This is a genomic window from Cellulosilyticum sp. WCF-2 (assembly GCF_003990395.1).
GTDB classification, from domain to species: Bacteria; Bacillota; Clostridia; order Lachnospirales; family Cellulosilyticaceae; genus Cellulosilyticum; species Cellulosilyticum lentocellum.
This window is the reverse complement of sequence record NZ_CP034675.1, coordinates 1,464,915-1,486,837: the sequence shown is the minus strand read 5'-3', so window position 1 is coordinate 1,486,837 and position 21,923 is coordinate 1,464,915. Positions and strand designations below refer to the sequence as shown.

Here is a 21,923-nt window from a genome sequence, read left to right as displayed (position 1 = left end):
AAAATCCCCTGTAAGTTCCATACTCTTTTGAGTATCTGACTTACAGGGGATTTACTATCATTTATTTTACTACTGCGCCACTTACCATTTCACCAAGAGGGCCTACTGCAACTAAGTTACCGTTATCATCTGATGCACAAAGTACCATACCTTGTGAAACAATGCCGCGAAGTTTAACTGGTTTAAGGTTCGTTACAACCACTACCTTTTTACCTACGAACTCTTCTGGTGAATAATAAGCTGCAATACCTGATACGATTTGTCTTATTTCATCACCTATTTTAATCTTAGATACAAGAAGTTTATCAGCTTTTGGTACTTTCTCACATTCGATTACTTCACCAATTTTAAGCTCAACCCTTGCAAAGTCATCAATCGTGATTTCTGCTACTTCTTCTATCTTTTCTTCTTTTTTAACTTCTACTTTTTTGCTGTCTTTAGCTTTTGCTTCTTCTTTTTGCTCAGCTGTTGGTGCTTCTGCTTCAAGAATGGCAAGTTCCTTTTCTTTATCAATACGAGGGAACATGTTGTCACCTTTTTTAGCTGCTACAGTTCTTGAAAGTGCTCCAAAGTTATGAATAGAATCCCAAGCTGTTAATTCGCCTCTTACAATGCCAAATTGTGCCCAGATTTTTTCTGGTGTTTGTGGCATAAAGGGTTCAATCATAATGCTGACAATACGAATCACTTCTGAAAGAGTATAAAGTACACCTGCAAGTTTAGCATGGTTAGCTTCATCTTTTGCAAGTACCCAGGGCATTGTTTCATCAATATATTTATTCATTCTTCTAATGATTACCCAAATGTCTTCAAGGGCATTGTTGAAGAAAAGTTTCTCCATATTGCTTTCCATTTTAGCAATTTGCTCTTTAACAACCTTTTGTACATCCACGTCAAATTCATTGCCTTCTTGCAGCTCTGGTAGTGTGCCAAAGTATTTTTCGATCATCGCTACTGTTCTTGATGTTAAGTTACCAAGGTCATTAGCAAGGTCTGAGTTGATTCTTGAAATAAGGGCTTCATTAGAGAAGTTACCATCTTGACCAAAGGCAATCTCACGAAGTAAGAAGTAACGGATTGCATCGCTACCATAACGACCTACGAGTACACTAGGATCTACTACTGTCCCTTGTGATTTACTCATTTTCCCCCCGTTAATAACTAACCAACCGTGACCAAAGATTTGTTTTGGAAGTGGTAAATCTAATGCCATAAGCATTGCTGGCCAAATAATAGTATGGAAACGAACGATTTCTTTTCCTACTAAGTGTACATCTGCTGGCCAGAACTTTTTAAAGTTACTGTCATCAGCTTGAAGGTAGCCAAGTGCTGAGATGTAGTTTGATAACGCATCCAGCCATACATATACCACGTGACCTGGATCGAATTCTACTGGAATACCCCATTTAAAAGATGTACGAGATACACATAAATCTTCAAGCCCTGGGCGAAGGAAGTTATTAAGCATTTCGTTTTGTCTTGTATTTGGTTGAATGAAATCTGGATTTTCTTCAATATGCTTAATGAGTCTATCTTGGTAAGCTGATAATTTAAAGAAATAAGATTCTTCCTTTACTTTTTCTACTGGTCTACCACAGTCTGGACATTTACCATCTACTAATTGGTGTTCTGTAAAGAAGCTTTCACATGGTGTACAGTAAAGACCTTCATATTCACTTTTGTAAATATCACCTTTGTCATAAAGCTTTTTAAAGATTTTTTGAACTGTTTCTTCATGTTCTTTATCTGTTGTACGGATAAATTTATCATAAGAAATGTCCATTGTTTTCCACAAGTCTTTAATCCAGTCAACGATATGATCCACAAATGCCTGTGGAGTAACACCATCTTCTGCTGCTCTTCTTTCGATTTTTTGCCCATGTTCATCTGTTCCTGTTAAGAACATGACATCATAACCACGAAGACGTTTATATCTGGCCATAGCATCAGCTGCTACTGTTGTGTAGGAATGTCCAATATGAAGCTTGTTACTTGGATAATAAATTGGTGTTGTAATGTAATACGTTGGTTTACTCATTTAAATGCTCCTTTTCTTATATGATTATTTTATATAGTAGTTTTTCTTATTTATTTAGTTTTAATCTATCATTTAAAAACTAACTACTACTACAAAAATGAACTGTTTAATGGAATTTAGTGAAACGCCTAAGTAAATGAGATTCTAATCCTTCATTAAAAACAATCAAAAAACCTCGTCCTCATAACAAACTGTTATAGAGGCGAGGTCATCACACGCGTTACCACTCTACTTCACTTATACCTTACAATATAAGTCTCATTAAGTACTTCCACTCTACTCTTAAGGTTTTCATTTCTTTTTTCTTTAAAAGTCATTTGGAGTTATACTCTTTCGCTATAACAGGCGAAACCTGTTGCAGCCTAAATCCTAGGATCGTCGGTGCACCATTCCGAGGCCATGTTCAGTTTAATTTTCCTTGCTTCTTCTCAGCTCCCGAAGCTCTCTTTAAAAGATCCTTAAACCTACTCTTCTCTTCACTATGTTTAACTATTTAACTTGTGTTATTTTATCATAGTTTACCCAATATTTCAATATATAATCTCTCACCTATTCAATTGCTAGCTGACTACCTTTAAGCTCAATAGATGTTCAAAATGTTTTACTGCCACACTAGCTACTCGCGGATCATACATCCTACCTATATTAGATTGTATTTCATTTTTGCAATATTCTATAGATAAAGTTTCTCTATAAGCTCTTTTACTAGTCATAGCATCTATGGAATCACAAACCGCTATGATTCTAGCTTCTAAAGGAATATTTTCTTTTTCTAAGCCATAGTAGCCTTTACCATCCCATCTTTCATGATGATAAAGAACGACATCACTTAATGGCTTAAGTGCTTCCGATTTTTTCAAAATATTAGCTCCTATAGAAGTATGACGTTTCATACATTCCCACTCTTCTTCAGTTAGCTTACCTGGCTTATTTAAAATATGATCAGGAATACCTATTTTCCCAATATCATGTATATGACTTGCTATATGCACCGTTGCTTTTACACTATCTTTTTCACCTAAATAATCGCATAATAAATCAGCCATTCCTCCTACTCTTCTGGAATGATTAGCTGTATAGGTATCTTTGGCATCTAATGCCGTAACAATACTTTCAATCACATCATAATAAGCAAATTGGTTATTTAGTAAAGACGGCATATTTGTGTTCACGTCATTTCCTTCTTTCATCCAGTCTAATAGCTAGCTTATTGCATCTTTTTTAAGTGTATTACGGTTTTTTTAGATTGTCAATTTCAATGCTGTAAATTATATTGTTATTTTTTGTTTTTTATCATTTATTTAGTATATTGGCGAAATTTAATGCATTTTTAAAACATATTTTGTCACTTATAATCTTACCGTAATTTTTGACCAGCTCATTGTAAAAACACTCTACTTTTTCAATATTAGGTAAATCCATAGGCATAGTAGCACCATCAAAGTCAGAGCCTAGGGCAATGACATTCTCTCCACCAAGTTCTAGAAAATGTGAGATATGAGGTAGTAATTCCTTTATACTGGCTTCTGTAGTCCCATTAATAAAGGTAGGGTAAAAATTCATTCCCACTAGTCCCTTCCTTTCTACAATTGTCTTAAAAGCCTCATCACTTAAATTTCTTGGATGATCACATACCTTCTTACTATTAGAATGCGTTGCAATAAATGGTTGGTCACTATGGCTTACTACATCCCAAAAGCCCTTTTCTGCTAAATGTGACACATCTATAATCATACCTAATCTATTCATTTCACTTACTACTGCTTTTCCAAAGTCTGTTAAGCCACCTGCTGATTTTTGCATACACCCATCAGCTACTTCAGAGCGGCCATTCCATGTTAATGTCATGAATCTAATCCCTTTATTATAAAGGTCCTCTATATGTTCTAGCTTACCACCAAGTGCTGCAGAACCTTCTACAGCTAATAAGGCCACCCTTTTCCCTTTTTCTAATGCTTCATTTATTTCTCTACCACTTGTACATAATTGCATCACAGCTTCATTCTTTTGTAGCTCTAATAATAAGTAGCTATACACTTTACAAAAATGCTCATATGCGACTTCTCCTCTAAGGTTGTCATTCATCCAAATGGCATAAACTTGTACCCACTCTTCAAAATTCAAGCCTCTTTCTATACTTAATTGCAAGTTGTTTCTGTAAAGTCCTAGACGCTTTTCAAAACATTCTGTAGCTGTATCACAGTGTAAATCAAAATATTTCATTCTTTTCACTCCCTTTATTAGCTCCTATATTCCTATTATACTCCTCATACTAAAAGGACTGCTGCATCATCTCACAGCAATCCCTTATTTTCTTTAGAAATATTTTAGTCATTAACAAATTTAAAGGTACTCATAATAAGGGGAATGTACTCCTTATTAGTCCAGATTACGACATACTTATAAGGTACCCCATCTATTGTAATAGGTTCCTTATATTGTACCACTAATGCAGCATCTCTGTCTTTAAAAAAAGCAGATTGATCCTTAGATGGATAAATAACTCTTGCAGGTTGCCCATCTACAATAAAATTTCTCACTGTAGGATTAGAGCCATAGGGTTGATAAGTTTCATTAATTTGTTGCTTAACAGCTGCATCAATATCTTCACCTATACCTGAAAAAGTACTTACTTCAAAAAAACCTGTAGGCCCTTCATATTTATCTTCATATCTAGGATTTTTACTCCAGCTTCTAGGGTATTTAAAACTTATTTTATAACGTCTGCTTATAAATTCATCTAATAAGATGCCTGGCACAGTAAATTCTTTATTGCTCTCTTCGCTATTTCTTATGTCTACTAATGATTTTTCATTGTTTTTAACTAAGCTACTAACTGCCAAAACCCCTAAACCTAGCATTGAAATTGTTTTCTTGTCCATGCTTTAATACCTCTTTTAAAATACTTTCATATTATTCTATTTCTAAAAGAGGGAATAGGTTCCTAAAATGGCAATAAAAAAATCTATCTAAGTCCCTATACCTAGATAGATTTTAAATTTATCTTCTTTCAAAGCTAAGACAATCTGTTTCTGTGTAAATCTCTGCTTCTTCCTTTGAAGGTCCTATTTGAAGCTCGTTTAATGAACAATGCTCACTGCTATTATGAATGCACGTATCTACTTTACAAAGAATAGCATCTGTATCTCCTCTATTTTCAGTATATTGCGCCAAGTCACTATAACCTAAACGGTTAAGGAAGCTTCCACAACAAGTACTTTCATTATCTGTAGAGCCTTTGCCTCCAACATTAATAATACTAGCACGGCAAACTTTATCTTGATTATAAGAGCAGGTATCAACACCACAATGAATTTTAGGCATACTTTTTCCTCCTTTATGCTATTTAAAATATCTGTCGAGTAAGCCTTTGAAAGCACAGCCATGACGTGCTTCATCTTTTGCCATTTCGTGTACACTATCATGGATGGCATCTAAATTTTGTGCTTTTGCTAGAGTTGCTATTTCTTTCTTTCCTTGACAAGCACCATACTCTGCATCCACTCTAGCCATAAGGTTAGCTTTGGTATCTGCTTTAACCACTTCACCTAACATTTCTGCAAAGTTAGCCGCATGGTTTGCTTCTTCATATGCTATGCGTTTGTATGCTTCTGCTACTTCTGGATAGCCTTCACGATCAGCTTGTCTACTCATGGCAAGATACATACCTACTTCTGTACATTCCCCCATAAAATTAGCACGAAGTCCTTCTAAAATTTGAGGATCTACTCCCTCTGCTACACCAATGCGATGTTCATCAGCCCATTGGAGGCTGCCTTTCATCTCTTCAAACTTATCGCTACCTACATTACAAATAGGGCATTTCTCTGGTGGTGTTTCACCTTCATAAATATAACCACATACTGTACAAACGTATTTTTTCATTATCTCATCCTTTCCTTACCTAATGATGTACAAGTTTATTATGCGAAAAAAAGGATATTTTATGCTAAAAACTAATTATTTGTATCGTGTATATAAATATTCTCTAGTCATTGGTAATTGGTTATTAACCCCTTTAGTAAATAAAATCTGATGTAAGTCAATAACGCCGTTATTAAAGCTGGCAGCACAAGAACATAAATACATCTGCCACATACGTATAAACCTTTCATCAAACAGATTTCTTACCTCAGGTAAATGCGCTTCAAAGCGCTCATACCAAGAAAGCAAGGTCTTAACATAGTGCCTTCTTAAACTTTCTACATCTTGTACATAGTATTTATAGTCTGCTGACAAATGAATAATCTCTCTTAAACTAGGTATTACCCCTCCTGGAAAAATGTATTTCTTAATCCAAGCATCACCAGGATATTCTCCATAAGCACTAATATAATGTAACAAGAACAAACCTTCTGGTTTTAATACAGCATCTACGCTTTTGAAAAATAAGTCATAATTCTCTCTACCTACATGTTCTAGCATTCCTACACTTACAACTCGGTCAAATTTTAGGTCTGAGACACGTAGTTCTCTATAATCCATTAATTCTACTTGCAAGTAATCCTCTAAACCTTCTGCTTTTATTCTCTCTTTAAAACCTTTATACTGCTGCTCACTTAGGGTAATACCTACTCCTTTAATGCCATAGGTCTTAGCAGCTTCAATTAAAAGATACCCCCAACCACACCCAATATCTAATAAACTCATACCTTGTTTTAGATTAAGTTTCCTCAAAATATGATGTACCTTATTATATTGTGCTTCTTCTAAAGTATCTGTTTCGTTTTTAAAATAGGCACAAGAGTAGCTCATAGACTTATCCAACCAAAGTTTATAAAAGTCATTTCCTAAATTATAATGCGAACAAACTTCCTTCTTTTGATTTTTCGCAGAGGTTGAGGTATGCAATAATTTTTTAAGTGCACTATAGTCTGTAGAAAATTGATTTTGGAATTTAAAAAGTTCATCTAGTGCCTCTATTAAATCCCCTTCTACTTCAATAGCCCCATTCATATAAGCTTCCCCTAAAGCTAGCGAGGTGCTCTTTATAAGTTTCTTGTAGGCTATAGGTTCATGAATAATTACTTTAAACTTCGCTGGCATCTGCCCAATATGCAATTCTTCTCCTGTTTCAAACTGAACGTCAAAAGAAGTCCCATCAAATCTTTTGAGGAACTTCTCCATTAATTTTGCTTGTATGTTCATCTTATCACTCCTCTTATAGAGGAGTATCACCGTTTTAGATGCATCTTATTCCATGTATATTCTATTACAACTAGGCGCCAATCTTACTTTCACCAGTTAAATTTCTAACTTTATGGTCAGGTAGCATGGTCATAACGCCACCTATACATAATGGAATGTAAAAAGTAATCAGTCGCCAACATAAAATAGCAGTCGGCAAAATAGTAGTTGGGAAGAAAAGTTGAAAGAACAAGAAAAAGCTACCTTCTGCTACCCCTGAACCTCCTGGAATAGGAACAAAAGATGAAATCATTACTATAAAAGCCGCTGCTGATATAATAACAAACATTTTAGTTCCTGCTAACCCAAAAGCTTTATACACTGCATAAGGAATTAAAAAGTAAGCTGTAAGCTGCATAATCGTTAACATACTTACTTGTAAAAGCAAACTTGTATTTTTCTTCAACAAACCAATATTTTTATTAAATAAATCAATTTGAGCAATGATTTTTCTTTTAATGCCTGTAGGATGTTTAATGATTCTCATATGGTGGAGTAAATTAACTCCCCAAAATCCTACTCTTTTAAGTTGTTGTTTCATAAATACAGAAGCAACCAAAATCATTACAATACCAAAATTAATTAAAAACCCTATTAAAGATAAATACACAACGCCACTAATCTTAGAAAAAAAGAATGGCATCTGTATTAAAAGTGCAATCATAGAATACAAGGTTAAAATAAGCTGATAAATAATAAATTTCGTCATCAATATACTAATAGACGTTCCTACTGGTACTCCTTGCTTCGCCATAATAAAAGCTTGCATAGGTTGTCCACCAGAGGCAAAGGGTGTAATGGCATTAAAAAACTGACCTGTCATTACTACCTTAAAGGCATTCCATAAGGAATGTCCTCTTTGCATCTTATTAGTAAGCATATATTGTATAATGGTTTCTACTCCTACATATAAGCCAATGCATATTAGTCCTATGAGTAACCATTTAGGTGCTAAAGTTTTAACACTTTCTAACATCATTTTAGGATTACCTTTACCTAGTAAAATCCATGCCATGATTAAACCTAATATGAATACAAATAGAACATTCCATTTATATTTTTTCATGTAGTAAATTCTCCACCTGCTAAAAGTATTTTCTTATTCGCGCACAATATTTCAGCATAAAATTCTTGCCACATTGAAAGGATATGTTCTCTTGAGTAAAATTCACTTCCCTCTTTTGACTTCGCAATATATTTTTCTTTATATGCTATGTCATTTCTAAGTCTTTGAATATGTCCTATGAATTCCTCATTCGTATTACCCTTCATATAGTAATCAAAAAGAATATTAGGATAAATATCTAAATCTCTTAAAAGAATCGGTGTATTGCAATTCATTGCTTCTAAAATAATCATAGGAAAAAGTTCACTATAAGATGGTAAAAACATAAGATCTGCTATGTTATAAAGTTCATTCATCTTATCCCTTTCTACTATGCCTAAAAATCTTACATTCTTAGGTGGATTGTCTAAAAGCTCTTTTACTTCTTTATACCCAGATGTGATATTTCCAAAGGAAAAACCTCCTGCCCAAATAAACTCTACTTCTGGCATCGCCTTAGCAATCTCTACAAATTCAAAAACACCTTTTCTAAGCTGTAATTGTCCTGCACAAAGTACTACAAATTTATCTTGTGGAATGTTATACGCTTTCCTTAATTCTTTTTTCTGAAGCTCATTCATTTTATAAAACTTCTCTTTAGAAACAAAATTAGGGATGTAAGCTATTTTATTTCTTGGAATACCGTAAGCTTCTAGCTTGTCAATAAAATTAGGATTAACAGTTACAAGATAGTCCATACTTTTATAAAACTCAATAATATATTTATAAAAAACGTGTGTAGCAATATGAGGTAATTTAATACTACCATCTACTGTTTCTGGTAGAAAATGTACGGCTCCTACTGTTACACTTTTTCTAGCCTTCGCGAATGGCAAGCTTAAGTAATACGGCAAGTTAATGGTGTGATAATGCATAATATCCGCACACTTTACCTTATTAACTTCTATTGTATATTCTTCTCCTAGTCCGTTTTGTACTAGGTCTAGTTGTTCTAAATAAGCAGAACCAACACCTTGTCCCTTTACCTTATCTGCTGCTGATAGCATATTGATTGTTGGCATATTTAGACCTCCCTGCCAAAATTTCTTATACATTTACAGTCACTATTATACCTTAATTTTTACCTCATTGTATAAATCTTAAGTTTTTTTAATATTTCTCATATTAAATATAAGCTTTAAGGTAATCATAGGCGTTTTTATAAGCTCTTGTATAAATACTACCACCATAGATTGTTTTTTTTTTTCCCTCTTTAGTTACTTTTTCACTTTTTCCGAAAGCTATTAATTCTTCTCCGATATACTCTTCCATGGAAGCTACAAAAAAACTATCTTTAACATATTGTTCCCCAAAATCCTGAAAAACCTCTTTTTTTGGATGTTCCAATATATGTTCCTCACTGTCATTAAAATGGAATTTATAAATGCAAAAGCAAAAGAAAATAACCTTATCTAATGATTCAAGGTTATCAAATAATAAATTATGAAGATATTTATTTCCTACGTAATCCGAGAATTTCATTCCCTTTTCTATTGCAAAAGCCTTTAGCCCTTCTGATGCAGGCTCATCGGAATCTAATTCTAAATCTATCAGTGCTTTTGCATCACTTTTCGTAGCTGCTTCTGGCAAAGTAATTCCTAAAGAACGTGCATAATCTTTTTGCATGCTTGTAGCTGGACTTTCATCTATACGATTAAGTATTTTTTGTCTTTGACTTCTCATATTTTTCCTCCTAAACAACTGACCATTTACAGTCATTATACCTAGCCCACTCTATTAAAATCAACGTCCAATTTCAACTAACTAGTCCTAATTTTTCATAGCTGCACATATACTGTTTTCATACAAGACTTTTAAATGTACCTTACTTTTTCTCTTTGAAAGGAGACAATCTATGAAAGAGCAGACACTTATGGTCAGTACGCTTATTTTAACAGCTACTTCTTTCTTTACCCGGACTATAGGCATGATTTCTATTGTTTTTTTATCTCATATATTAGGTGCTGAAGGCATTGGCATTTATGAACTTACTATGTCTGTTTATACAACTGCAGTTGCCTTTGCTTCTGCTGGTCTTAGCGTATCTGTATCTAAATTAGTAGCTGAAGAATTAGGCCGCAGGGCTCCCCATAACATTGCTAAGATTATGCGTATTGCTTTTACCTTTGCCCTAAGCTTAAGCTTTTTAATAAGTATTCTACTTTTTATAGGCGCACCTTATTTAGCCATGCACATTATTCATGATTCTCATGCTAGTATAGGCCTAAGACTCCTTTCTATTAGCATTCCTTTCATTAGCTGCTCCTCTTGTTTTAAGGGCTACTTTTATGCCACTAAAAAAACTGTTTTTCCAGCCAGTGCAGATATTATAGAACAAATTGTTAAAATGGGACTTATTCTTACTCTTGTACAGCTCTATTCTCCTCTTGGCCTCTCCTATGCTTATGGCGCTATAGGCCTTGGACTTACAATTGGTGAAATGACCTCCTGGAGCTATTTAGGCTCACTCTTTATTTTAGATCGCCGTAAATATCATCAAGCTCATAATAAAGAAAATAGTATCGCTTTAGAGAGCTCTACTAATTTATTTATACGTCTAATTAGCATTTTATTACCTATTGCTTCTATTTCTTATATTGCTTATGTGTTTATGTCTATTGAAAACATTTTAATTCCTACTGGACTTAAGAAATTTGGAAACTCTTTTCAAGAATCTATGGGGCTATATGGCATGCTAAAAGGCATGGTACTACCTATTTTATTTTTTCCTTCTGCTTTTCTTACAGCCTTCTCTACTACACTGGTGCCTGAAATTGCCAAGGCCAATGTGCTAAAGCGAAAAGAACGAGTGATTACAACTACTAATCGGGTGTTACAACTTACCTTTATCTTAAGTATTTTAGTAGTTGGTATATTTGTGAACTATAGCAATGAACTAGGCTTCGCTATCTATAAAAATGAAGCTATAGGCCCTATGCTATGTGCCCTTTCTTTAGTCGTACCTTTTATTTATATTGAAGTAGTTACAGATGGTATCCTTAAGGGCCTTGGTAAACAAATGAGCTGTCTTAAATATAGTATGTTAGATTCCATCTGTCGCATTATTTTAATTTACTTTCTATTACCAATTAAGGGCATGACTGCTTTTATGGGTATTATGATGATTAGTTGTATCTTAACCTCTACTCTTAATTTCAATGCATTATTAAATACGACGCATATTAAATTTCAGCTTACTAACTGGCTTTTAAAACCCAGCCTAGCAGCTGCAGCAGGAGGAACATTCTCTAGCCTTATTATTAATCGTTTTTTCCGTTATCAATTTGGTTTAACAACTAAAGTGATTATAGGTATTAGTTTAACTATTATAATCTATTTAGTTGTTCTCTTTATTATAGAATGTTTATCCTCTGAAGATTTGGCTTGGTTAAAAAAACACATGCCTTTCCTTAACTAATTATGAGCTACCATCATTTCTATCACATTTAAAAATTCATCTACTTCCTCTATTGTATTATAAAGTCCAAAGCTTGCTCTCACCATTCCTGGTTTTTCAAGTTTTGGATTAACTAAATATTTGTACCGTTCTTCATTGTCTATACCTAGAAGACGCATGACATAAGGTTGTGCACAAAAGCACCCTGTTCTAACAGCAATTCCTCTTTTATCTTGTAGAAATTCTCCTACTTTGTCCTGATGCATGCCCTGTATATTAAAGGGTATAACCCCCACTCGGTTTTGTTCTAAATAATCTCCATATAATATGACTTTTGAAATTTGTTTAAGGCCTAATAATAAGTGATTTCTAAGAATTTCTTCATGTGCTTGTATTGCCTCAAAGCTTATCTTTTTCAAAACTGTCATAGCTGCAACAACAGCCATGACACCTAAAAAATTAGGTGTTCCTGCCTCATCTTTATAAGGTGTGTCCTTATAATAAACATCATTATCAAATACAAACGAAACTGTTCCTCCTCCTTTTAAAAAGGGAGGACATTCTTCTAACATTTGCTTTGAAGCTATAACTACCCCACTTCCAAAAGGTGCATACATTTTGTGACCAGAAAACACTAAGAAATCAATGTTTTCATCCTTAGTCTTTCCTTTTATATTAATTTCTCTATGAGCTACTAATTGTGCCGCATCAACAATCAGCTTAGCACCATATTGGTGAACTAATTTGGCAATCTCATGGATAGGTGTAATATAACCAGTTACGTTGCTAGCACCTGTAACACTGACATATTTAATTGTTCCCTGAGCTTTTTTTAGTCGATCCTCCAAGGTATCTATTTCTAGCTTCCCTGTATTTTCATCTACCTCAGCATAAAAAGGCTGAGCTACATTCCTCCATGGTAAATCATTGGCATGATGTTCCATACGCGTTGTTAATATCTTATTGTGATTACGATTACATAATAAGGTAGCTAATAAATTAATTCCTTCTGTAGTATTTTTAACATAGATTACCTCATAACCGTCATTAGGTGTTAATCCAAAAAAATCAAGTACTTCCTCTCTTGACACTTCATAAGCCTTCGTGCAATAGGATGACTTATGCCCACCTCTACCAACCGAACCGTACATCATCATATTTTCATAAATAAATTCATCTACCTTTTTTAAAGGAGGAGTTGTAGCCGCATTATCAAAGTTGATAGGACACACAGACTCTCCATCTATAAGTTTAACCGGCACCTCTATACCATTAAACAATTCTCTGTATTTAACCTTTTCTTCCATCTATATTCTCACCCCCTAGAAAATTATATTCTTTCTAAATAAAATTATGAATATATGCCTATTGGTCTTTTATTTATATAAAATCAGTCAAATATGTTTCTATATTTAACTTTATTTTCAATATTTAATATTATTTTTTATAATAATATACAAATCAACTATATTTGTTGACTTATTCCTAAAAATAAAAGATAATTGTGTTTAGAGAGGTTTATCTCAAATTTAACAAAATAGCATGCAATGATACTATTTTTATTTTAAGGAGGATTTACATATGTCAACAAAAGCAAGATTCCCTAGAACTGAAATTGGAGCTAGTAATCCTATTTTCCACCAAATTCGTACCACAATCGAAACAGCATTCTATGGTAATAATGTAACGCCTGTAACATCTCTAAAAGAAGCTTATAAATTAGCTAAAAACTCTCCTGGTACTGTAGTAACAGATATTCCTGTATACAACCCAGAACTTTTAGGCCTTGATGAAGATAGTAAGATTCTTCTTTTCAATGATGGTGCTGTAAGTGGCCGTGCTGCTGCTGCTCGTAAAATCATGGGCGAACCAGGCGTTAATCAAGGAGAATATGCATTAAAAATAAGTGAAGCAATTTACAAAGCTCGTACTAAAAAGCTTTATCATGCACAAGCTATCGTAGGTCTTGATAAAGATTTCTCTGTAAAAGCTCACCTCTGCATTCCTGAAACTCAAGAAAATATTATGTATTCTTGGTTACTAAACTTCCAAGCGATCAACGAAGAAGTTTCAAGAATGTATGCTGAGTCTAAAGAATATCCAGATGGAGACCTTTACATCTTCTCTGATCCAGACTGGTCACATCCAGATCATCCAATGGGTCTTACCTTCTTTGACCCAGAACACAACTGTGCTGCTATCCTTGGTATGAGATACTTTGGAGAACACAAAAAAGGTACATTAACACTTGCTTGGGCTATGGCTAATCGTCATGGTTATGCATCTTGTCACGGCGGTCAAAAACGTTACAACCTTCCAGGTGGTAAAGCTTTCGTAGCTGGTGTATTCGGACTTTCTGGTTCTGGTAAATCAACACTTACACATGCGCGTCATGGCGGTAAATATGATATTACTGTACTTCATGATGATGCTTTTGTTATTTCAACAGAAGATGGCTCTTCAGTTGCTTTAGAACCAGCTTACTTTGATAAAACACAAGATTACCCACTTACTTGTGAAGATAACAAATACCTTGTTACAATGCAAAACTGTGGTGCTACTATGGATGAAGATGGTAAAATCGTTCCTGTTACAGAAGATGTACGTAATGGTAATGGTCGTGCTGTTAAATCTATTCTCTGGTCACCAAACCGTGTTAATAAATTTGATGAACCAGTTAATGCTATCTTCTGGATTATGAAAGACCCTACTATTCCACCAGTAGTAAAACTTAGTGGTGCTGAACTTGCTTCAGTTATGGGTGCTACACTTGCTACCAAACGTTCAAGTGCAGAAAGACTTGCTCCTGGCGTAGATCCAAATGCTTTAGTAGTTGAACCATATGCTAATCCATTTAGAACCTACCCACTTGCAAATGACTATGATAAATTTAAAGCATTAGTTGCTGAAAGAAATGTAGATTGCTACATCATCAATACAGGAGACTTCATGGGTAAAAAAGTAACACCAAAAGATACGCTTGGTGTACTTGAAGCCATTGTTGAAGGTAAAGCTACTTTCAAACCATGGGGACCATTCTCTGATATCGAAATTATGGAAGTTGAAGGCTTTGTTCCAGACTTCTCTGATAAAAACTATGTTGACCAATTACAAAAACGTATGCAAGACCGTGTAGATTTCGTTGCATCTCGTGATACTGTAAAAGGAGGCTTCGACAAACTTCCTGCCGATGCTCTTGAAGCATTGAAAAAAGTTGTTGCTGAAGCTAAAAATGCTTAATTTATTTTAAATAACCTAGTGTGAAAATCGCCAATTGAAGCACTAAAAAGGCATCCTATCAAACGAAAATCTCTCGTTTCATAGGATGCCTTTGTTTTTTAAGTCTAGCTACTTATCATTTAATAATCTTAGCTCTTATTTATTTTCAAGCTCTATTAGGATATATCTTATCATTCAAAAGTATCACCTTATCTATTGACTGTGGCCTTACAGGATAAACACCATATTTTAGCATAACTATTGCGTTTGTTTTTTGCGAGATACTTATTTCAAATCCACCTGCCATTTCCATCAGTTCATCATCTGTAAGTTGTTTAATCATTTTTTTTACATTCTTTCATTTTAAATTCCCCCTTGATTTATTAAATTTGAATTTTTGATATAGAAATAATGCTTTCCTTATCAACGCCTAACTCAATAGCATCAATAAAAGATTACACCATTTGATTTATAACAAAGCATCTTAAAGTCCGAGGAAAATATGCAATTAGATACTCTTCAGCTTCTATGTAATGTACCCTCATTTAATACTCCTTCTCCTTTAATTTATAGATACAATATTAAATTAATAATATAAGGGAGTTTAGCCCATTCATTTAACTAAACTCCCTTATATAGAAACATTATTAGTACTACCTTTATCTTCACATACTATTTCTAACATACGAAGATAAAGAATCATTTAAAATTTTGTTATAATTGGAGAAATAGCATAAAGTGCCATTATAGGTGGTATTACCTTAACTGGTGGTAATAACGGCGGAAATAAAGGTGGGAATTTAATTATATTTATAATATTAGGAAAACTAACCCCACCTACTAAGTCCATAAGTTCTTCATCTGTTAATGTTTGAATTGCTTTTTTATTTTCTTCCATTTTATTCATCTCCTTATCGATTATTCAAATTTTTTAATTTAAGTATTCTAGCATTTTGTATACCTTCTAATAACACCACCAATAGGTATAAATTTATCAGGTACTGCTACTAAACCTGATAATATAGGAGGCTTCAATCCAGGTAATGTATTGATTGCACTTATGGTTCCTCCTGATATTTCTTGTAATTCTTCAATAATAATTTCATCCATTATAAGTTCTTTTTGCTTGTTATTATCCATACGCTTCTACTCCTACAATAAATTTTTCTTGCTTACTAAAATAATCCCAATACTCTTTTTATGAACTCTGGAAAAATAGGACGAATAGCATACATTAATACTGCTACCTTATTTAGTGAAGTTTCTGCTATAAATCCTCCTGCTAATTCCATAAGTTCTTCATCCGTTAGCTCTTTGGTCACTTTTTCGTTTTCCTGCATCTTTAACCCTCCTTGTTTTTAATATTTATTTTTAAGTTTTCAATAATGAAAATTAAAAATACCTGGTTTTACTCTAAGAAATCCCTAATCTTTTATTAAATAACTCCTCATATGGCTTAAATTCTTTATACTTTAATGTAGCCTCATAAATAAGGGCTTGGGCTTCTTCTAACTGATTATCTTCAACTAAAGTAATTGCTAAATCATAATACGGGTCTAAAAATGTATGATCTGTATGTTCAATAGCTCTTTTTAAATAAGCTATTCCTTCTTCTACTTGTCCCATCTTTGCTAGCGTTAGACCTAGTCCTTTTAAGGCATATACGTCCAACGGATTATTCTTTAAAATACTTTCATTACATTTTTTAGCTTCTTCGTAGTTCGCTAACATAAATGCGACAAATCCATAGTTTTTATAAGCTTCTAAATCAAATGGCTCATGTTCTAAATATAATGACAGTGTCATCTCTGCTAATTGATACTGCTTATATTGTAAAAATTTCATAGACTTAAGTAAGAGTTCTCCAGTGTCTATTACTCGGCTAAAAGTCTCTTGAGCTTGATCCATTACAAGGCTATATGAGCAATACTTGTTTTCTTCATAAATGCTGCCTTTATGGACTAATCGGGAATTCGTACATCCCCCTTTACAAATAGACCCATACTTACATTTTTGGCAATTCCCCTTTAATTGTTCTTTTACTAATTGACGATTCCAACTAAAAGCATCTGCCTTTTCCCAAATTGACTTTAATGGCTCTTCTCTTATATTTCCTTCTACTAACTCGTTATCTCTAATAGATACGCACCCTATAATATCTCCATTATGTAAAATGCCAAAATTATGTTTTCCTGCTCCACAGCCATCCCAACCATATCCTTCTTGCCCTGAGTTTTTTTCTCTTACCTCTATTTCTTTTGCATTGAAATAACCTATACAATCTGCCAAATCAATGATAATTCCTCCCTTTTGAGTTTCTTCATATGCAAAATTGATAATATCATTTATAATTTCTGGTGGAGTTACTAAATCTTGATGGTGAGCCATATTTCCCATCGGTAAGCCTATTTGAAGTTGCCATCTTTCAACACCTTTATCTATTAATATATTCTTTATCTGCTTTAATTCATTTATATTTTTATTATGAATAGTAGTAATAGCTGCCGTATGTACAGAGGTGTTTCTTAAACATTCAAAAGCGTTCATAGAACATTCAAAGGAGCCTTCTCTTCTCATATAATCATGGGTTTCTTGAAGACCGTCTATACTAATTGCTAATGTATTAATGCCCGCAGCTTCAGCCTTTTGCGCCTCTTTTTCTGAAAATAGCCAACCATTTGTAATCATATTTGGTATAACACCATTTTCGTTAAGTGCCTTTGCAATTTGATGCCAATCTTTCCTTATAGTAGGTTCCCCTCCTGATAAAGTAATCCATTTTAACCCCAGCTCCCCTATTTCTTTACATAGTCCTAGTGCTTCTTCTGTGGTTAATTCCCCTATCAAAGCTGATGAGCAACTGGAACCGCAGTGCTTGCATTGCATATTACACCCCATTGTAATCTCCCAAACTGCTGTAATTGGTTTATACATCTTTACTCCCCTTTCGTCTTTTATAAACTTTTCACTACAAAAAGTTTTTCTCTTATAGAATAGTTATGACAAACTGGTGACTTAATAACTAAAAAACAGTACATTCATTTTTAAATTTTCAAAATTTTATAAAAAAATTTTACACTATACTTTTATACACTTCAACCTAATGGCCTGACATGTATGTTTATGAATATATAATGTTACTATTCTTCAAATCATTTACATAAAAAAGGTGTTACATAGCCTCTTAAAACGAGCTATGTAACACCTTTTTTCTATATCATTAATACAGTTTAAATTGTTTTGTTAAACTTGCCAATGCTTCTGATGCTTCTTTATTTTCATTTACTTTGGTTAGTATTACTTGGTTTTGTTTTTCTATACTGCCCATGCTTGCAACAATATCTGTTGCTGCACCTACAATATGAGTAGTTGCATTGGAGATGTCTCCCATATTATGTGTCGTATAAGAAATTGCATCAACGATTTCTTCTGACTTTTCCTTAATTCCTTCTACCATCTGTTTAACTTCATTACCTGCTTCTTTATATTTAAGCGTAATGCTAATCATATTTTCATAGTCATCTAAAACCTGGTGCTTAAGAATATTTAACATGTCTGCTGAAGCCGATGAGAGGTCTTGTACAGCTTTTAACACCTCATTAATATTGTTCTGAATAACATGTACTTGCTCTCCTGTAGCCTCTGCTAGATTTTTCACTTCATTAGCGACAACCGCAAAGCCTCTCCCTTGTTCTCCGGCACGTGCTGCTTCTATTGTTGCATTTAGAGCTAATAAATCTGTCTGCTCCGCAATAGCTAAAATACTGTTAGATACAGTAGTAATTTCTTCAACAACTTTCACTTTCTCTAAAGCTTTTCCTAGTCTCCCACTAGCCTCCATATACAGCTGTTGTACCTGATCTTTAGATGCAATAGTCTCTTCATGTAATTTGGTAGCTTGCAACTGAATATCCTTTGCCATAGCTACTCCCTTTTCTACATATCTATTAGACTGTCCTGTACTATTCTCCACATTATGTATAACTTGATCCATCTCTTCTAGATTAGCAGATACTTCTTCTAAGCTTGCTGTGATATTCTCTACTGTACTTGTTGTATGGCTCACTTCATCTGTAATGCCTTTCATCATACTTTCTATTTCATTTCTACTCTCTAGTACTGCACCTTCTGTATCTTTAATCTCTTGCATTGTCTTATGAAGGACCTTGATCCCCTCATCTAATACTTCTAACGCCTCACCTACGTCATTATTAGGATAATGAGCTACCTGATCTACTATAAGTTCACATCTACCTAATTGTTTAGCTCTTTTGTTCATTCTTTCAAGTGAGTTCTTCATGTAATAACGTATAAGTAAACTTATTATAATAGAACTTATAATAATCAAAATAAGCGTAATAATAATATTTGTCCATAATATATGATTTAAAGGCTGTAGTTGCTCTTTCTTTGACTCAGTAACAAGCAAAGACCAAGCAGTTCCTTCTAGAGGTTCATAGGTTACGTATCTCACCCCATCATTAAAATGATATTCTCCTTGGCCACTTTCCTTAGCCATTAATTGATCAAGTAATTCATTTAAATAGGTACCTTGCTCTAGAAATGGTACTCTATTAAATACTAAGTCCATATCCTTATGAGCCACAAATTCTCCTGCATTATTAACAATACACGCATATCCACTGTTACCAAAACCTACTTGTTGTATAATCTCATTAACACTATCTAAAGTTATACTTCCACAAAGTATACCTATTATTTCCCCTTCTTTTCCCTTAATAGGTGTTGTTAAGGTAATAATGCTGACACCTTCATCTTCTACAATATAGGGCTCCGTAATAACAGGTTCTCCTTTAATGATAAGTTTAAAGAAATCCTCTTCCTTTTGATATTTAATAGCATTTTCTTTTGCATAATGCACATTCCCATCTGTATACGCTACAAACAAATCTCGATATTGCCATGCATTAGCTTCTCTAATCAAAATTGCTTGTTGCTCATTCCACTGCATAGAACGTACTTCATCTAATACTGCAATATTTTCTAATTGTTGTTTTCTTATCTGAATTTCCCGTCCTACGCTCCTTGCTACTTCTCTACCATTTTGTTGTAGGTGATTCATCGTCAAGTCTTTTATTGTTTTTTTACTTTCATTGTAAGAAATCATGGAAATAGCTGTCGCCACTACTATAATACATAAAATACTACATAGCGTAATTATCAAATCGATATGTAGCGACATTTTCTTACTCTTATTTACTGTCCTTTTTCTAGTCATATTGAGTCCCCCTTGATGATTTTGTTTACATAATTTTTTCACTGTATTATAATACAATATTTATTAAATAAAAGTCAATTTCATATACTTTATATTTTTTACTTAAACTAAATAATATATCTTAATCCTACTATTTTGATAGAAATCCCTATACGACTTGCAAACTTCTTTAACGCTAAAAAGACAAGAACTTTTATAGCTCTTGTCTTTTTACAACTCATTTACTTTAATTTTTTCATCTATTATTTTTTCTGCTAATCTTTTATAATAATTTGCTCTTTGTGTAAGCATAATAACCATAAGCATATCTTCTATTTTAGGTTTTACTTTTTCATCTGTCTCTCTGTTCTCAGCTAATTCACTATCTAATTCTCCCACTTGCTTTAGTTCCAATGGGATTAAGTTAGATTCTTCTAATTGCTGATTTAAACTAACTTTAACCTTCTCTACTTGCTCTTTAAAGTCATCAATCCCCTTCTTTTTAAGGGTTAAATAAATTTGGTATATCTCTTCAAGCTTTTTGGCATCAACTCGGTCTTCTTTAACAATAATGCCAAATAAAGTCTTGATATCTGAAATAGTTAAGATTTGCTTCATTTCATATAAAAGGATCATAAGTATAATGTGTTCCCTTGTATACTTTTTCTTCTTAGCAGGCATAAGAAGTTTATCCTTTGCATAATTATTAATCATGGTTTTTGTCAGTAGTTTATCTTCTTCGTTCCTTTTCGTATGTGCCAATTTTTCTTCGAAAAGTGTAATGACTTGATCCATATACAAATCTAAGTTAGGAATGCTTTGAGGTTCTATTACTTCATCTAATTTTAAGGTCTCTATTATTTTATTAATCTCTTTATTTTCCACAGTGCCCTCCATTAGTAGTCTTCCTATCTTTATAAGCTCTACATTACTACTTTCATCATACACATCCCATATATTAAAATCAAGAGAATTTATTTTAAAAACGCTATTGACTTATATGCTAACAATATGATAAATTTTATATATAACATTAAGTAGTATTCGAAACTACTTAATGAGTTTAGGAGATGATTATATGAAACAATATTTACGAGAACCAGTTAATGCCTTAACTCATTTATTCGGTGCTGTACTTTCATTAATTGGCACAATCTTTTTACTTAACCTTACTGATATTTCTCTTAGCACTACAGCTATTGTTTCAATTATTATATTTGGTATGAGCTTAGTTGCTCTCTATACAACTAGTGGCATTTACCACTTAGTCCACACCACTGATGCGATTTTGCTTAAACTAAAAAAATTGGATCATTCTATGATTTTTGTTTTAATTGCTGGTTCTTATACCCCATTTTGTATGCTCTCATTAACAGGTGCTTGGAAATGGAGTATTATTATTACTGTCTGGAGTCTTGCAATCATTGGTATTATTTTAAAAGTATGTTGGATTAATATGCCTAGATGGCTTTCTACCGGCTTTTACATTGGTATGGGTTGGATTGCTCTTTTTGCACTTAAACCACTGTATGCTTCACTTTCTTTAGGTGGCTTTATCTATTTGCTACTAGGAGGATTAATGTACACCATTGGTGGTATCATTTACGGCTGCAAGAAACCTAATATTTCACCTAACTTTGGCTTTCACGAAATTTTTCATATCTTTGTTATGTTAGGTAGTGCCTGCCACTACTGGGCTATTCTTAGATATGTCCTTTAATAGGCTTTAAAGTCTTTAAGACTTTAAATAAATTCACCA

The 21,923-nt window shown here is 33.5% G+C and carries 21 protein-coding genes; 3 read left to right on the top strand and 18 right to left on the bottom strand.

Going from position 1 to position 21,923, the window contains the following annotated elements:
• Positions 1 to 61: 61 nt before the first annotated feature.
• The 10 genes from metG to EKH84_RS06430 form a co-directional block, all read right to left on the bottom strand.
• Positions 62 to 2,038 carry a methionine--tRNA ligase gene (gene metG / locus EKH84_RS06475; protein ID WP_127065653.1) on the bottom strand — a complete coding sequence of 659 codons (1,977 nt, stop codon included), beginning with the start codon at positions 2,036 to 2,038 and terminating at the stop codon, positions 62 to 64.
• 560 nt (positions 2,039 to 2,598) lie between these two features.
• Entirely contained in the window at positions 2,599 to 3,210 is a 612-nt protein-coding gene (locus EKH84_RS06470) for an HD-GYP domain-containing protein (protein ID WP_127065652.1), read from the bottom strand.
• Positions 3,211 to 3,331: 121 nt separating this feature from the next.
• On the bottom strand, positions 3,332 to 4,261 hold the full coding sequence (locus EKH84_RS06465; RefSeq protein ID WP_127065651.1) for a dipeptidase: 930 nt from the start codon (positions 4,259 to 4,261) through the stop codon (positions 3,332 to 3,334).
• A gap of 104 nt (positions 4,262 to 4,365) precedes the next feature.
• Positions 4,366 to 4,920 carry a hypothetical protein gene (locus EKH84_RS06460; RefSeq protein ID WP_127065650.1) on the bottom strand — a complete coding sequence of 185 codons (555 nt, stop codon included), beginning with the start codon at positions 4,918 to 4,920 and terminating at the stop codon, positions 4,366 to 4,368.
• A 118-nt stretch (positions 4,921 to 5,038) separates the two neighbouring features.
• Positions 5,039 to 5,362, bottom strand: a complete 324-nt coding sequence (locus EKH84_RS06455) for a DUF1540 domain-containing protein (protein WP_127065649.1) — start codon at positions 5,360 to 5,362, stop codon at positions 5,039 to 5,041.
• A gap of 18 nt (positions 5,363 to 5,380) precedes the next feature.
• Positions 5,381 to 5,923, bottom strand: coding sequence for an NADH peroxidase (locus EKH84_RS06450; protein WP_127065648.1), 543 nt, complete (start codon positions 5,921 to 5,923; stop codon positions 5,381 to 5,383).
• Between the two features lie 75 nt (positions 5,924 to 5,998).
• On the bottom strand, positions 5,999 to 7,186 hold the full coding sequence (locus EKH84_RS06445) for an SAM-dependent methyltransferase (protein ID WP_127065647.1): 1,188 nt from the start codon (positions 7,184 to 7,186) through the stop codon (positions 5,999 to 6,001).
• A 70-nt stretch (positions 7,187 to 7,256) separates the two neighbouring features.
• The gene (locus EKH84_RS06440; RefSeq protein ID WP_127065646.1) at positions 7,257 to 8,291 is read right to left on the bottom strand and encodes a lysylphosphatidylglycerol synthase transmembrane domain-containing protein; all 1,035 of its coding nucleotides are present in this window, start codon (positions 8,289 to 8,291) and stop codon (positions 7,257 to 7,259) included.
• Positions 8,288 to 9,352 (bottom strand): glycosyltransferase family 4 protein, encoded by a 1,065-nt coding sequence (locus tag EKH84_RS06435; RefSeq protein WP_127065645.1) that lies wholly within the window; start codon positions 9,350 to 9,352, stop codon positions 8,288 to 8,290. The genes EKH84_RS06440 and EKH84_RS06435 overlap by 4 nt, the downstream gene beginning before the upstream one ends.
• A 103-nt stretch (positions 9,353 to 9,455) precedes the next feature.
• Positions 9,456 to 10,013: a hypothetical protein gene (locus tag EKH84_RS06430; RefSeq protein WP_127065644.1), complete on the bottom strand. Its 558-nt coding sequence runs from the start codon at positions 10,011 to 10,013 to the stop codon at positions 9,456 to 9,458.
• A gap of 172 nt (positions 10,014 to 10,185) precedes the next feature.
• Between EKH84_RS06430 and EKH84_RS06425 the strand changes: the two genes are divergently transcribed.
• Positions 10,186 to 11,748, top strand: a complete 1,563-nt coding sequence (locus EKH84_RS06425; RefSeq protein WP_127065643.1) for a putative polysaccharide biosynthesis protein — start codon at positions 10,186 to 10,188, stop codon at positions 11,746 to 11,748.
• Here the strand turns inward: EKH84_RS06425 and EKH84_RS06420 are convergent.
• Positions 11,745 to 13,034 (bottom strand): aminotransferase class V-fold PLP-dependent enzyme, encoded by a 1,290-nt coding sequence (locus tag EKH84_RS06420; protein WP_127065642.1) that lies wholly within the window; start codon positions 13,032 to 13,034, stop codon positions 11,745 to 11,747. The two genes, EKH84_RS06425 and EKH84_RS06420, sit on opposite strands and share 4 nt — an antisense overlap.
• 274 nt (positions 13,035 to 13,308) lie before the next feature.
• Here EKH84_RS06420 and EKH84_RS06415 point away from each other — a divergent pair, with 274 nt between their 5' ends.
• Positions 13,309 to 14,967: a phosphoenolpyruvate carboxykinase (ATP) gene (locus EKH84_RS06415; RefSeq protein ID WP_127065641.1), complete on the top strand. Its 1,659-nt coding sequence runs from the start codon at positions 13,309 to 13,311 to the stop codon at positions 14,965 to 14,967.
• A gap of 145 nt (positions 14,968 to 15,112) precedes the next feature.
• Here EKH84_RS06415 and EKH84_RS21910 read toward each other — a convergent pair whose 3' ends face one another.
• The 7 genes from EKH84_RS21910 to EKH84_RS06390 all read right to left on the bottom strand — a co-directional run bounded on the left by EKH84_RS21910 (position 15,113) and on the right by EKH84_RS06390 (position 21,049).
• Positions 15,113 to 15,289 carry a hypothetical protein gene (locus EKH84_RS21910; RefSeq protein ID WP_190283506.1) on the bottom strand — a complete coding sequence of 59 codons (177 nt, stop codon included), beginning with the start codon at positions 15,287 to 15,289 and terminating at the stop codon, positions 15,113 to 15,115.
• 360 nt (positions 15,290 to 15,649) lie between these two features.
• Positions 15,650 to 15,844 carry a hypothetical protein gene (locus tag EKH84_RS06410; protein WP_127065640.1) on the bottom strand — a complete coding sequence of 65 codons (195 nt, stop codon included), beginning with the start codon at positions 15,842 to 15,844 and terminating at the stop codon, positions 15,650 to 15,652.
• A gap of 47 nt (positions 15,845 to 15,891) precedes the next feature.
• The gene (locus EKH84_RS06405; RefSeq protein WP_127065639.1) at positions 15,892 to 16,086 is read right to left on the bottom strand and encodes a hypothetical protein; all 195 of its coding nucleotides are present in this window, start codon (positions 16,084 to 16,086) and stop codon (positions 15,892 to 15,894) included.
• Positions 16,087 to 16,121: 35 nt separating this feature from the next.
• A complete protein-coding gene (locus EKH84_RS21905; RefSeq protein ID WP_190283505.1) occupies positions 16,122 to 16,286 on the bottom strand; it encodes a hypothetical protein in 165 nt (54 codons plus the stop codon).
• 73 nt (positions 16,287 to 16,359) lie between these two features.
• The gene (locus EKH84_RS06400; RefSeq protein ID WP_127065638.1) at positions 16,360 to 17,880 is read right to left on the bottom strand and encodes a radical SAM/SPASM domain-containing protein; all 1,521 of its coding nucleotides are present in this window, start codon (positions 17,878 to 17,880) and stop codon (positions 16,360 to 16,362) included.
• A gap of 286 nt (positions 17,881 to 18,166) precedes the next feature.
• Positions 18,167 to 20,185 carry a methyl-accepting chemotaxis protein gene (locus tag EKH84_RS06395; protein ID WP_127065637.1) on the bottom strand — a complete coding sequence of 673 codons (2,019 nt, stop codon included), beginning with the start codon at positions 20,183 to 20,185 and terminating at the stop codon, positions 18,167 to 18,169.
• 210 nt (positions 20,186 to 20,395) lie between these two features.
• Positions 20,396 to 21,049 (bottom strand): DUF1836 domain-containing protein, encoded by a 654-nt coding sequence (locus EKH84_RS06390; protein ID WP_243118645.1) that lies wholly within the window; start codon positions 21,047 to 21,049, stop codon positions 20,396 to 20,398.
• A gap of 193 nt (positions 21,050 to 21,242) precedes the next feature.
• Here EKH84_RS06390 and trhA point away from each other — a divergent pair, with 193 nt between their 5' ends.
• Entirely contained in the window at positions 21,243 to 21,884 is a 642-nt protein-coding gene (gene trhA, locus EKH84_RS06385) for a PAQR family membrane homeostasis protein TrhA (protein ID WP_127065635.1), read from the top strand.
• Positions 21,885 to 21,923 lie beyond the last annotated feature (39 nt).